Origin of the sequence: Caballeronia sp. AZ10_KS36, from assembly GCF_023631105.1 — a bacterium.
In the GTDB taxonomy this organism is placed as follows: domain Bacteria; phylum Pseudomonadota; class Gammaproteobacteria; order Burkholderiales; family Burkholderiaceae; genus Caballeronia.
Genome location: NZ_JALQDQ010000001.1, coordinates 427,262 through 439,109, shown reverse-complemented (window position 1 = coordinate 439,109; position 11,848 = coordinate 427,262). Strand labels below are relative to the sequence as shown.

General features: G+C 62.9%; 12 protein-coding genes. 8 read left to right on the top strand and 4 right to left on the bottom strand.

Going from position 1 to position 11,848, the window contains the following annotated elements:
* Positions 1 to 5 precede the first annotated feature (5 nt).
* The 3 genes from NCR35_RS02065 to NCR35_RS02055 all read left to right on the top strand — a co-directional run bounded on the left by NCR35_RS02065 (position 6) and on the right by NCR35_RS02055 (position 2,627).
* Complete coding sequence (locus tag NCR35_RS02065; protein ID WP_175939037.1) at positions 6 to 1,070, top strand: glycosyltransferase family 4 protein; 1,065 nt, start codon at positions 6 to 8, stop codon at positions 1,068 to 1,070.
* A 243-nt stretch (positions 1,071 to 1,313) separates the two neighbouring features.
* Entirely contained in the window at positions 1,314 to 2,042 is a 729-nt protein-coding gene (gene aqpZ / locus NCR35_RS02060) for an aquaporin Z (RefSeq protein ID WP_250532828.1), read from the top strand.
* A 300-nt stretch (positions 2,043 to 2,342) separates the two neighbouring features.
* The gene (locus NCR35_RS02055) at positions 2,343 to 2,627 is read left to right on the top strand and encodes a hypothetical protein (RefSeq protein ID WP_250532827.1); all 285 of its coding nucleotides are present in this window, start codon (positions 2,343 to 2,345) and stop codon (positions 2,625 to 2,627) included.
* Between the two features lie 38 nt (positions 2,628 to 2,665).
* Here the strand turns inward: NCR35_RS02055 and NCR35_RS02050 are convergent, their stop codons facing one another.
* Positions 2,666 to 3,493, bottom strand: a complete 828-nt coding sequence (locus NCR35_RS02050) for a Cof-type HAD-IIB family hydrolase (protein WP_250532826.1) — start codon at positions 3,491 to 3,493, stop codon at positions 2,666 to 2,668.
* Positions 3,494 to 3,538: 45 nt separating this feature from the next.
* Entirely contained in the window at positions 3,539 to 4,477 is a 939-nt protein-coding gene (locus NCR35_RS02045; protein WP_250532825.1) for a glucosamine kinase nucleotide-binding domain-containing protein, read from the bottom strand.
* A 106-nt stretch (positions 4,478 to 4,583) separates the two neighbouring features.
* On the opposite strand from NCR35_RS02045, the gene NCR35_RS02040 reads away from it, so the two are divergent.
* The 3 genes from NCR35_RS02040 to NCR35_RS02030 all read left to right on the top strand — a co-directional run bounded on the left by NCR35_RS02040 (position 4,584) and on the right by NCR35_RS02030 (position 6,438).
* Entirely contained in the window at positions 4,584 to 5,195 is a 612-nt protein-coding gene (locus NCR35_RS02040; protein WP_250532824.1) for a DNA-3-methyladenine glycosylase I, read from the top strand.
* Between the two features lie 424 nt (positions 5,196 to 5,619).
* On the top strand, positions 5,620 to 6,045 hold the full coding sequence (locus tag NCR35_RS02035) for a hypothetical protein (protein WP_244847694.1): 426 nt from the start codon (positions 5,620 to 5,622) through the stop codon (positions 6,043 to 6,045).
* 33 nt (positions 6,046 to 6,078) lie between these two features.
* Entirely contained in the window at positions 6,079 to 6,438 is a 360-nt protein-coding gene (locus NCR35_RS02030) for a hypothetical protein (protein WP_250532823.1), read from the top strand.
* A 112-nt stretch (positions 6,439 to 6,550) separates the two neighbouring features.
* On the opposite strand, the gene rpsU is transcribed toward NCR35_RS02030, so the two are convergent.
* The gene (gene rpsU / locus NCR35_RS02025) at positions 6,551 to 6,763 is read right to left on the bottom strand and encodes a 30S ribosomal protein S21 (protein ID WP_159837708.1); all 213 of its coding nucleotides are present in this window, start codon (positions 6,761 to 6,763) and stop codon (positions 6,551 to 6,553) included.
* A 377-nt stretch (positions 6,764 to 7,140) separates the two neighbouring features.
* Positions 7,141 to 8,091 (bottom strand): aldo/keto reductase, encoded by a 951-nt coding sequence (locus tag NCR35_RS02020; RefSeq protein ID WP_250532822.1) that lies wholly within the window; start codon positions 8,089 to 8,091, stop codon positions 7,141 to 7,143.
* A 256-nt stretch (positions 8,092 to 8,347) separates the two neighbouring features.
* Here NCR35_RS02020 and NCR35_RS02015 point away from each other — a divergent pair, with 256 nt between their 5' ends.
* Positions 8,348 to 10,768, top strand: coding sequence for an HAD family hydrolase (locus tag NCR35_RS02015; RefSeq protein ID WP_250532821.1), 2,421 nt, complete (start codon positions 8,348 to 8,350; stop codon positions 10,766 to 10,768).
* 240 nt (positions 10,769 to 11,008) lie between these two features.
* Positions 11,009 to 11,833 carry a flagellin domain-containing protein gene (locus tag NCR35_RS02010; protein ID WP_244847690.1) on the top strand — a complete coding sequence of 275 codons (825 nt, stop codon included), beginning with the start codon at positions 11,009 to 11,011 and terminating at the stop codon, positions 11,831 to 11,833.
* Positions 11,834 to 11,848 lie beyond the last annotated feature (15 nt).

The following is an 11,848-nucleotide window of genomic DNA, read 5'->3' as shown; positions in this document are numbered from 1 at the left end:
ACGTTATGCGAATCGCACAAATTGCACCGTTGCACGAAGCAGTTCCTCCGAAGTTTTACGGCGGCACTGAGCGCGTGGTGTCTTATCTGACGGATGCGCTCGTCGACCTCGGCCACGATGTAACCTTGTTCGCAAGCGGCGATTCGCAAACCCGGGCGACGCTCGACGCGGCCTGGCCGCGCGCCCTGCGACTCGATCCGACGATCCGCGATCCGCTCGCGCCGCACATGCTGCTGCTCGAAACGGTCCGCCGCCGCGCGCACGAGTTCGACGTCCTGCACTTTCACCTCGACTACATGCCGTTTCCGCTGTTCACGCAGCTCGACACGCCGTTCGTGACGACGCTGCACGGCCGTCTCGACCTGCCCGAACTGCAGCCGATCTTCAACACGTTCACGAAGGCGAACGTCGTCTCGATCTCGGACAACCAGCGCGGACCGCTGCCGCAGGCGAACTGGCTGAACACGGTTTACCACGGCCTGCCGGACGATCTGCTGACGCCGCAGCCGCACAAGAAGCCGGAGTATCTGGCGTTTCTCGGCCGGATCTGCCCGGAGAAGCGCGCGGATCTCGCCATCAAGATCGCGGCGCAAAGCGGTTTGCCGCTGAAGATCGCGGCGAAGGTGGACAAGGTCGATCAGGACTATTTCAAGTCGACCATCGAACCGCTGCTGTCGCAGGCGCACGTCGAGTTCATCGGCGAGATCAACGAGGCGCAGAAGCCCGAATTCCTGTCGGGCGCGAAGGCGCTGCTGTTCCCGATCGACTGGAACGAGCCGTTCGGCCTCGTGATGATCGAAGCCATGGCGTGCGGGACGCCGGTGATTGCCTTCAACCGCGGTTCGGTGCCGGAAGTCATCGATCATGGCGTGACCGGCTTCATCTGCGAGGACGTGCCGGGCGCAGTCGGCGCGCTGCATCGCATCGACGAACTCTCGCGCACCGAGATTCGCGCGCAGTTCGAACGCCGCTTCAGCGCGAAGACGATGGCGCAGAACTACGTCGACACGTACACGGCCATGCTTCAGGCCGCGAAGCGTCCGGTGCTGCGTCAGGTCGCCGTTGGTTGATTGCGCGCAGCTTGCCGCTCTCGAATGCCGCCCAATGGGCGGCATTTTTTTCGACTGGCCGCTGACGCGGTCTGCTTCGTAACAAGGAGGAATTCGAAGATCTCTGCGGCGAGCGTGAATTGCCCGTGAATCGACCATTTTTGACAGTCCGTAAAAAGAGCCGCCCTTAAACTGCGCTCGGCAAGGGCAATAGGCTTTCTTGCGTCAAATCAAAGGTCTCTCACATTTCACGAAGGCAAGATCATGCATTTGTCGAAGCGTCTCGGCGCTGAAGTTTTCGGTACTTTCTGGCTCGTGCTGGGCGGCTGCGGAAGCGCCGTGCTGGCCGCAGGCTTCCCGCATATGGGCATCGGGTTCGTGGGCGTTTCGCTCGCATTCGGACTGACCGTGCTCACCATGGCGTACGCCATCGGCCACGTGTCCGGCTGCCATCTGAACCCGGCGGTGAGCGTCGGGCTGGCCGTCGCGGGACGCTTTCCCGTGCGCGACCTCGGGCCGTACATCGTGGCGCAGGTGGTCGGCGCAACGCTCGGCGCATTCGCGCTCAAGCTGATCGCCAGCGGCATGCCCGGCTTCGATCTGGTCGGCAGCGGTTTCGCCGCGAACGGCTTCGGCGAGCACTCGCCGGGGCACTACACCCTGTTCGCGGCGCTCGTCTGCGAATTCCTGATGACATTCTTCTTCCTGTTCGTGATTCTCGGCGCAACCGACGATCGCGCGCCGAAGGGCTTCGCGCCGATCGCCATCGGCCTGTGCCTGACGCTCATCCATCTGATCTCGATTCCGGTCACGAACACGTCGGTGAACCCGGCGCGTTCCACCGGCCCGGCGTTCTTCGTCGGCGGCTGGGCGCTGGATCAGTTGTGGCTGTTCTGGATCGCGCCGATTGCGGGCGCTATCGTCGCGGGCCTGTTGTATCCGCTGCTGGCTTCGAATTCGGAAGCACGCAAAATCGGCGCTGTCGCGCAGTAAGTCGCGGGGTCGGTCATTGCAAACGGGCGCTTCGGCGCCCGTTTTGTTTTGCGCTTCGCGCGTGCGGATTAAAACCGCGCGACAGTTGTAATGGCGAATTACGCAGCATGCTTATGATTTCGCCTGAGAGTGTGGGCTTCGAAGCCCAAAGCCCCGCCGGATAAGGCTCGCGCGTATCTCACCGACAAGAAGAAGGGCTTACGCCCCGCTTGCACCCGGTAACAAGTCGTCGAAGCGTGTAAGACGGCCGGCGCTTACATTGAACTCATGCGACACACGTCGCCTTCCAGGAGAAACACAATGAAGCGCATCGTCACTCAAATGCTCGTCGCGACCGGCCTTGTCATCGGTGCAGTGGGAGCGGCTCAGGCCCATACTGATCTTCACGTCGGCGTGTCGCTCGGCGCGCCTGCTTATGCCGCTCCCGCGCCCGTGTATGTGAGGCCCGCCGCGCCGCAGTATCGCGCGCCGTACTGGCGTCACGAGGAACCGCGCTGGCATCGTGACTACGGTCACGACAACGGGCGCTGGAATCGCGCCGGTTGGGACCACGGCCGTTCGCACGACTGGGGCCGCCGCGGCTGACCAGAACGCCGGGCGCGTTGAGTAGGCGCGTGAGAGAGTCAGCGCGGCGACGCGATGTCGTCGCGCAGATCGAACAGCTTGCGCAGATGATGCGCGACGCCCGCCTCGAAGTTGTTGCCGATGCGCGGCACATGCGGCAGACGCGTGATCAGGTCCGGATTCGCGTTGTTCATCATGAACGGATGGCCGGCCGTTTCCAGCAAGTCGATGTCGTTCATGTTGTCGCCGAACGCGACGCATTGCGCGGGATCCATATCCAGCCGCTCCAGCACGTAACGCAGCGCGCGGCCCTTCGACACATCGGACGTCATCACTTCCAGGCAGTCCGGCAGCGAATACGTGACATACAAGGCATCGCCGAATTCGCTCTCAAGATTCGCGGCGACGTGCTTCAGGTCCGCCGGCTCGCCGATGTACAGCACCTTCGCGATGTTCTCGCCGTCATGCTCGCGCAAGTCCATGACTTCGTACTTGAAGCCGGAGTCCTGATGAAAGACGAGCAGTTCGGGCGCGTGACGGTCGATGAGCCACGCATCGTCGGCGAACAGATTGACGATCACGCGGCCATGCGCGCCCGCGACATCCGCCTGCACGAGGCGTCGCACGGCGGCAGGCGCGAGATCGCGCGAGTAGATGCGCTCGTCGCCGGGCGCATGCACGCGCGCGCCGTTGGACGTGATCAGGTACGCGTCGATGCCCAGCAGATCGCGGATGCCGGCCACATCGCGATAATGCCGCCCCGTGGCGATGATGACCGGCACGCCGCGCGATGCCAGCTTGCGCAGCGTCTCTGCGGTGAACGGGTCGAGCTGGTGATCGCTGTTGAGAAGCGTCCCGTCGAGATCAGTTGCGATGACCGAATACATGGCTGCCCTGTTTGAGCGGAAAAAACGCCCGCGAAGCTGACTATTCTATCGCGGCTCTTTCCCGGGCCGCCCTGCCGCGCCGCCCGACGCCACCGCGCGCCGCGCCAGTTCGAGCGCGCCTGCCGCCGAATCCGCGCGGGGTCGGCAAAGGCGCTCGCGCAACGATATCGGCACGAAAGGCTCATATGGCGCGGCCAGTCCGCCGCACAGCGCGACAGGCAATTTGCCGTCGCGATCCAGCGCCGCGACGAGCAGCTCTATCTCGCGCCCCGCCTGCTCCAGCAACTGCGCCGCCGACGGATGATCGCGGTATTCGAACACGCTCGGCGCGAGCGTGGCGTACGCGGTCTGGTTCGATGCGCACAGCCACACGACGAGGCTGTCGCGATCCGTCGCGCCAGTGAGCTGCAAGAGCGCGCGGGACCAGTCATCGGCCGCAAGTCGCCCGTCCAGCACGCGCTGAAGGTGAACCACCGCGCGCAGGCCGAGCCACGCGCCGCTCGCTTCGTCGCCGCTCGGGAAGCCGTATCCGCCCGCGATGCGGCAGACGCCCTCCTCGTCCAGCGACGCCGCGATGCTGCCCGTGCCGAGCGCCACGATCACGCCCGGTCCGCCGCCGTGCGCGCCGAGGACTGTCGTGTATGCGTCGCTTTCCACGCTCAACGCGCGGACCGGCGGCGCCGTGCTCAAAAAGGCCGCGAGCCAGTCCGCGTTGTTGACGCCCGCGAGGCCGCAGCCGAGCGAACAGGCGCGCCAGTCGAAGGCGAGACCGGCGGCATCAAAAGCACGTTTGCACGCATCGCCGATAGACCGCCACGCCTCTTCGACGCCCAGCGCCAGACCCGAAGGACCGCCGCTCGCGCGGGCCAGTTCGATGCCATGCGCGTTGGCGAGAATCACGCGCGTGCCGCTTCCGCCGCCGTCGATGCCGAGCAGGAAGCCGTTGAATTCGGCTTGCGTGAGAGTGCTAGTGGAAGTGTTCATGGCCGCAAGCATAGCGGCGTGAGCGGCGCGCGCCAATTAGCCGAATGGCAGAGTGGCGCGGCAATCGCGTTCGGCTATGCTGGCGCGACCGAAACGAGGATTTGCAATGGCAGCCACCGAACCGACACGCTGCGCCTGGGCCACCACCGACGCCATGGCGCATTACCACGACACCGAATGGGGCGTCCCGTCCCGCGACGACCGTCATCTCTTCGAAATGCTGGTGCTGGAAGGCGCGCAGGCCGGTCTTTCGTGGTCGACGATTCTCAACAAGCGCGAGGGTTACCGCGCGTTGTTCGCGGGCTTCGACATCGACAAGGTCGCGCGCTTCACGGACGCGGACATCGAGCGGATCGTCGGCGATGCGCGCGTGGTTCGCAACCGCGCGAAGATCGCGTCCGCCGTCATCAATGCGCAAGCGGTTCAGCGCATTCAGGCCGAGCATGGCTCCTTCGCGGACTTCGTGTGGTCGTTCGTGAACGGTGCGCCTATCGACACGCCGCGCGACGCGAACAATCCGACGCCCGCCTCCACGCCCGAGTCCGACGCCCTGAGCCGAGCGCTGAAGCAGTACGGCTGCAAGTTCGTCGGCACGACCATCTGCTACGCCTTCATGCAGGCGACGGGCATGGTGAACGATCATGCCGTCGGCTGTATCTCGCGCGTCAAGCCGAGGACGAAGCGCAAAGCGCCGGAAAAAACGACACCTTCAACTTGATCCGATTCAGGCGATTTTTGCTTTTTGGCAACATTTCTCCGGCAAAAGAGCGTTCACTAGGGAAAGTCCTTATCGCAGGGGTTTTTTTGCAGTGAAGCATGCCGCAAGCCGCGCCGCTGCAAGCGCGGACCCTGCTTCTGCCGCACTGCACGAACGTCCGTGTCGTGTAAAAATGGCGTTCTCGCGTGCGCTACCGCACCTTTTTACCGAGCCGTGCCGTTATAACTGACGGTGTGCGGATCGTTCACTGAGTGGAGAGATCCGCCGCGAGTGCACGGACACGGGAAAGCGCGTGTCTCTAGGCCGGGAAAAACAACGTGCTCGAAGCAGTAGCCGGTCGGCGTGCGCGCCGTCCGACGCCGCAGTGCAGGTTGCTCGAAACTCAACGCATGGCCGCTGCGCAGGGGCGCAGGGGAGAAAGATCATGAAAAGCCTGAACTTCCTGACGCATCAGGAGATTTTTGACAACGCTGTGCAGCATCTCTTCTCGCAGGGACAAGCCGCTTTGCTGCCTCATGGCGGCGGCGCTTATCGCGGTTACTGCGGCGGCTGCCCGGTCGGCAGTCTCATCAAGCCGCGCGACTACGTGACGGCAATGGAAGGCGTGCCGATCCGCTATATCGGGAAATCGCCCGAGTCGGTGCCGGCGTACATGGATGTCGGCGTCGCGGCGCTCAAACGCGCTCTGCTGCGCGCGCGCATCAACGTCTTCGATCCGACCACGGTCGAACTGCTCTCGTGCCTGCAGAACGTGCACGACGTTTTCGGCAAATGGGAGTGGCGCGAGCGTCTCACGTCGATCGCGCGGCAGTTCGGTCTGTCGGCCGAGCTTCTGAAAACGGCTGCGTAACGGTGCGGGTGCGGTATGTTGAGCCCTGTCACGATGTTGAGCTCGAACGAGATCTTCCACCGCGTGAGCGCGCATTTGCTGGCGCAGCGCGCCGTCTCGGAAGATGACAACGGGTCGTGCCGCCTGAGAGGCACGTACGGCCGCAAGTGCGCGATCGGATCGCTGGTGCGTGACGATGTCTACGAAGCGGAGCTGGAAGGCGTCGGTATCTCGTACTACCGGCACGCGCACGACGGCAAGCTGCTGCGCGCGCTGTATGCGTCGAATGTGAATGCTTACGATCCGGTCATCATCGACCTCCTGATCGAACTGGAGCAGATTCACGACGACGCCAGCGTGGACGAGTGGCCGCGCTTGCTGGGCGCACTCGCTAAGCGGCACGCGTTCGCCTGAGCAGAAACCGCAATAACAGACCGCAATAAGAAAACGGCGGTGCGCCCTCACGGGTCGCACCGCCGTTTTGCCTTCGCGGACCGAAAAGAAACCGGCCCGGCGTAAAGACGCTTTAGTGCATCTTCTTCGGCAGCATCTGGCTACGCAGGCGCTTGCGCAGGCGGGCAACGGCCGCGGCCTTTTTGCGCTTGCGCTCGGTGGTCGGCTTTTCGTAGGACTGGCGCTCGCGCAGTTCTGCGATCAGGCCATTCTTTTCGATGGTGCGGCGGAAACGCCGAATCGCGACATCGAACGGCTCGTTTTCTTTGAGAACAATAGTGGTCATGACAATCCTGATTTGCTAAACGTATTTCTAAGTGCGCAACGGAAAAACCCGCCGCGCGCCGGCACTCCGATCGTCCGCCGGGCGTAAGAAGGCGCAAAAAGGCGCAGCGGACACGAGCAAAGCGGCCACGGAGGCCGGAAAAGAGAGAGTTGGGATTCAACCGCAAAGCGGCATGTGCGCACGAAAGGACCGCCTGAACGCACACTTTCGGCGCCGTTCTCCGCTGGCGATTAACGTTTTGACGTTGTCATTTTCAGCGGAGCGGCGCAAAAATCGGCCGAAAAATCGGGCACATTTCTCGATTCGGGCGCGATGTTACCAGAACACCGCGCCCGTGCCAACTCTTCGAAGCACGGCAACTCGTTGATGCAACAGATTTATTTCTGCCAGGCGCTGGCTTCGTCCAGTTCCGCCACTTCCTCCGGATCGAGCTCGAGGCGCGTGGCCGCCGCAAGGCTCTCCAGTTGCTGCACGGACGTGGCGCTCGCGATCGGCGCGGTCACGCTCGGCCGCGCGATGATCCACGCGAGCGCGATGGTCGCCGGCGTGGTGTCGTGGCGCTTCGCGGCTTCGTCGAGCGCATCGAGAATCTTGAGGCCGCGCTCGTTCAGATACTTCTCGACGCGCGAGCCGCGCGCCTTGCCCTGCATGTCTTCCTTGGAGCGGTACTTGCCGGACAGAAAGCCGCTTGCCAGGCTGAAATACGTGACGACCGCGATCTTTTGCGCCTCGGCGACGGGTTCGAGGTCCGTCTCGTAGCCTTCGCGGTCGTAGAGGTTGTACTCCGGCTGAAGGATCTGGTACGCCGGCAGAGACGATTCCTTCGCCACTTTCAGCGCTTCTTCCAGCCGCGCGCCGGTGTAGTTCGACGCGCCGATCACCCGCACCTTGCCCGCCTGAATGAGCTTCTGATAGGCGCCGAGCGTTTCGTCGAGCGGCGTCTTGTCGTCGTCGAGATGCGAGAAGTAGACGTCGATGTAATCGGTCTTGAGACGCCGCAGCGAATCGTCCACGGCCGCCGAGATGTTCGCCGCCGAAAGCCCGGCGCGCGTGCCGAGCATGCCGACTTTCGTCGCGAGCACGACCTTGTGGCGCTTGCCGCTCTCCTTGAACCACTTGCCGATGATCGTTTCCGATTCGCCGCCGTGGTGCCCTTCGACCCACGCGGAATAGACGTCCGCCGTGTCGATGAAATCGAGGCCGTGATCGACGAACGCGTCGAGGATGGAGAACGACGTGCGTTCGTCCGCCGTCCAGCCGAACACGTTGCCGCCGAAGACGAGCGGCGCGACCTTCAGATCCGATGTGCCGATGCTGCGAGTTTGCATGGGGTACTCCGCGGGAGTAGAGGACGTTCGGGAAGGATACGCAACATTGCGCGACGCTGCCGCGCGCATCGCTCATGCGCCGAAATGGAGCCCAAAGCTGGGCTTGTTCCGAGCTTTCGTTCTGGCGCAAGCATCTAACATCGTCGACACATCACAGAGGCTGATGCCGAGGCGGACAGGAACGACCCGCTGCAGACGCCCGACGCACCAAAACCATCAAAGCAGGCCCGCCGTCGCGGGCTGCGGAGTCCATCACATGCAAGCAGACAAGAACGTCCTTCCGGATCAGCTGGCCGAAACGTGGTCGGCGCGCGCGCCGTCGCATACGGTCGCCACCTTCGACTGTTTCGACACGCTCTTCTGGCGCGCCGTACAGGAACCGGTCGACGTTTACTACGCGCTGGCCGAAGATCCGCTCTTCGTCGAACACGGCGTGAGCGCCCGCGTGCGCACGATGGCCGAATCCGAAGCGCGTAAGAACAACTACTTCGCAACCCGCAAGAGCGAGGCGAGGCTCGAACAGATCTATACCGAAGCCGCGCCTCACGCCGACGAGGCAACCGTGAGCGCGCTCGCCGAGCGCGAGGTCGAGAAAGAGATCGAGATCGGCTTCATCTTCGAGCCGGTGCTCGGGCTGCTGCGCGAGGCGAAAACTCGCGGCCTGCGCACGGCGATCGTCAGCGATACCTATTACTCAGAGGCGCAATTGCGCCGCATTCTCTTTTCAACCGCACCGGAGCTCGAATCGCTCATCGACGTCGTGTTCTGTTCGTCCGAATTCGGTGTCTCGAAATCCACGGGACTCTGGAATGTCGTGACGGAACGGCTGGGCGTCGCGCCGTCGGAGATTCTCCATACCGGCGACAACCCGTACGCGGACTGGGCCGTTCCACAGCAGATGGGCATCGGCGTACTGCACTTCCAGCAGCGCGACGATGAGATGCACAAAGCGGACCGACAGCGACTGATGGCCGCGCGGGTGCTGTTTCCGTCGATCCGCGCGACGAAGCCCGCGCCGAGCTTGCATCACGCGATGCGCTCCCTGCAACAGGGCCGCGACATGAGCACGAACGAGCGCATCGGCTACTGGTCGGTCGGCCCGATCATGCACGCATTCGCGCGCTTCGTGCTGGACACGCATGAGGATCTGAAAGCGCGTGGCCGACCGCACAAGCTCGCGTTTCTGCTGCGCGACGGGCATCTCATTCATCGGGCATGCGAAGCGCTGCACGGCGGCCCGATCGGCAACGAAGCGTACGTCGGGCGGTTCGTCGCCGCCGGTTCGACCTTCGACAGCCGCGAGGCCATCGAGCGTTATCTGAGTACAGAGGTCATCAACCCGCAGATGATGAAGTTCGGCGCCGACCAACTGCAACTGCCGCCCAAGGAAACCGGCAAACTGCTCGCCGAGGCAAACGCGTCTGCCAATCCGCTGCAGACGTTCCGGCGTCTCGTGCTGGAACCGCGCATGGTGAAGCTCATCATCGAACGCAGCGCGGCGCTTCGTCAGCGGCTCTTTCGCCATCTGCAGCGCACCGTCGGACTGGAGCGCGGCGACACGCTCGTGATCGTGGACCTGGGTTACTACGGTTCCATCCAGCGCTCGCTCGGCAAGCTGTTCAAGAAGTATTACGACGTGGAGATCGTCGGGCGCTATCTCGTTTCTCTGGATACACCCGGCTGGCGTGCGGATCGCGCGGGCGTCGTCGACAGCCGCTGGGCCGATGAAAACGTGATGGAGATGTTGATCGCGCATATTGGCCATTTCGAGCAGATGTGCTCGCTCAAAACCGGCAGCGTTTATGACTTCAAGGACGACGGCACGCCGCTTCTCAACCAATCCGCGAAAAGCGAGAAGCAAATCGCGCAAAGCGGCGAGATTCAGGATGCTTGCGTGCGCTTTGTCCGCGATATGGCCGCGATGCCGGCCACCAGCTTTCCCCGCCTGACGCCTGAACGACTACGCCTCGATGCGGCCATCTGCCTCGCTCGCCTACTGTATCTCCCGGACCGCGACGAAGTGGCCGGCGGCAACGAGACGGTGTTCGAGATCAACGGGGCGTCCATTCACGCATTCAACGTCGCCGATAACGACGCGGGCATCGAAGGGCTTCGTCAGCGCGGACCGTTTTATATGCGCAGCATCGGCAAGGGATTTCGTCCGGGTTATCCGTACGAAATGCGCCACGCAGGCATCGACCAGGCGATTTTTCTAATGGCCGTGCGCCGTCACCGGCTGGACTTCACCGTCGACGATACGACGTACCGCGAGACGCGAATTCCCGCGCTTTTCGTGCGCGGCAATGAAACCGCGACCGAGACGCTGACCGCGCGCGCGACTTACGACGGCTTCTATTCGCTCGTCGTGCCCATTTCCGACTTCGACGTCGCGCTCATGCTGGGCAAGGAGATGAGCTGGATGCAGATCGCCTCGGCGACAACCTTCCCCGCCGATACGCTGGATACGCGTATCGAGTTCGACCGCCAGCGCGCGCTCTCGCCTGGGAGCGAGATCATTTACGACGGCATGACCGAGCGCGAACCCGGCATGTTCGAGATGTCGCCGAACGGACTCATCTATGTGCCTGCAATGGCCGGAAAGACGCGGCAATTGATGCGCCTGACGTTTCGCCCGCTTTCCTGGGTTCAGACGGCCGAGGTCGCACTGGCTTCATGAAGATGTAGCGGGCCGGCTGCCTATAAAGGTGTAGCCGACCCGGCCGTAATTGCTTTTAACCCTGCCGGCCAAGGCGCCGGCAGACTCCGTGAAAATTCGAATCGCATTCGATCTTCGGCCTAAAGTTTCTTTCCCGTGGGCCGAAATCCTTAGGTAAGGCAGTCAGCGAAACACATTAAACATCGCGACGCCGCATTCAGACTCAGACTAGTAGCGCCTTTACCAACGAGGTAATTTGAAATGTTGAACATCAACACCAACACCCTGTCGCAAACGACGCAAAAGAACCTGCAAGGTTCGCAAAGCGCGCTGTCGTCGGCTATTAACCGCCTCTCGTCGGGCAAGCGCATCAACAGCGCAGCTGACGATGCAGCTGGTCTCGCGATTTCGACGAACATGACGTCGTATGTCAACGCGCTGAACCAGGGCGTGTCGAACGCGAACAACGCGATCTCGATGATTCAAACGGCGTCGGGCGGCCTCAGCTCCACGACGGACAACCTGCAGCGTATTCGCCAGCTGGCCGTTCAGGCAGCCGACGGTTCGCTCTCCGACACGCAGCGCGGCTACCTCCAGACGGAAGTGACCCAGCGTCTCGGCGAACTGGACCGCGTGTCGAGCCAGACGACGTTCAACGGCCAAGCCATGCTGTCCGGCTCGGTCTCGACGGTGGCCTTCCAGATCGGCGCAGTGGCGAACCAGACGCTGAGCGTCGACTTCGGCAGCACCGCGATGAGCCAGACCGGCCTGTTCGGCTCGGCATCGGTCGACATCTCCACGGCAAGCGGCGCGCAGTCCGTGATCGGCCTGGTCGACACGGCGCTCGACACCGTCAACACGCTGCAATCGACGCTCGGCGCTGAACAGAACCGCTTCACGTCGGCCGTTACCAGCCTGCAATCGCAGTCGACCAACCTGAACGCTGCACAGTCGGCCATCACCGACGCAGACTTCGCTCAAGAAACGGCGAACCTGTCGAAGGCTCAAGTGCTGCAACAAGCGGGTATCTCGGTTCTCGCGCAAGCGAACTCGATGCCGCAGCAAGTGCTGAAGCTCCTCGGCTAAGCGCATGTGACCTAC

Bases quoted from the DNA above. Each gene is read 5' to 3' on its own strand.
- NCR35_RS02065 (WP_175939037.1), top strand. From the start codon at position 6: ATGCGAATCGCACAAATTGCACCGTTGCACGAAGCAGTTCCTCCGAAG.
- aqpZ (WP_250532828.1), top strand. From the start codon at position 1,314: ATGCATTTGTCGAAGCGTCTCGGCGCTGAAGTTTTCGGTACTTTCTGG.
- NCR35_RS02055 (WP_250532827.1), top strand. From the start codon at position 2,343: ATGAAGCGCATCGTCACTCAAATGCTCGTCGCGACCGGCCTTGTCATC.
- NCR35_RS02050 (WP_250532826.1), bottom strand. From the start codon at position 3,493: ATGTATTCGGTCATCGCAACTGATCTCGACGGGACGCTTCTCAACAGC.
- NCR35_RS02045 (WP_250532825.1), bottom strand. From the start codon at position 4,477: ATGAACACTTCCACTAGCACTCTCACGCAAGCCGAATTCAACGGCTTC.
- NCR35_RS02040 (WP_250532824.1), top strand. From the start codon at position 4,584: ATGGCAGCCACCGAACCGACACGCTGCGCCTGGGCCACCACCGACGCC.
- NCR35_RS02035 (WP_244847694.1), top strand. From the start codon at position 5,620: ATGAAAAGCCTGAACTTCCTGACGCATCAGGAGATTTTTGACAACGCT.
- NCR35_RS02030 (WP_250532823.1), top strand. From the start codon at position 6,079: ATGTTGAGCTCGAACGAGATCTTCCACCGCGTGAGCGCGCATTTGCTG.
- rpsU (WP_159837708.1), bottom strand. From the start codon at position 6,763: ATGACCACTATTGTTCTCAAAGAAAACGAGCCGTTCGATGTCGCGATT.
- NCR35_RS02020 (WP_250532822.1), bottom strand. From the start codon at position 8,091: ATGCAAACTCGCAGCATCGGCACATCGGATCTGAAGGTCGCGCCGCTC.
- NCR35_RS02015 (WP_250532821.1), top strand. From the start codon at position 8,348: ATGCAAGCAGACAAGAACGTCCTTCCGGATCAGCTGGCCGAAACGTGG.
- NCR35_RS02010 (WP_244847690.1), top strand. From the start codon at position 11,009: ATGTTGAACATCAACACCAACACCCTGTCGCAAACGACGCAAAAGAAC.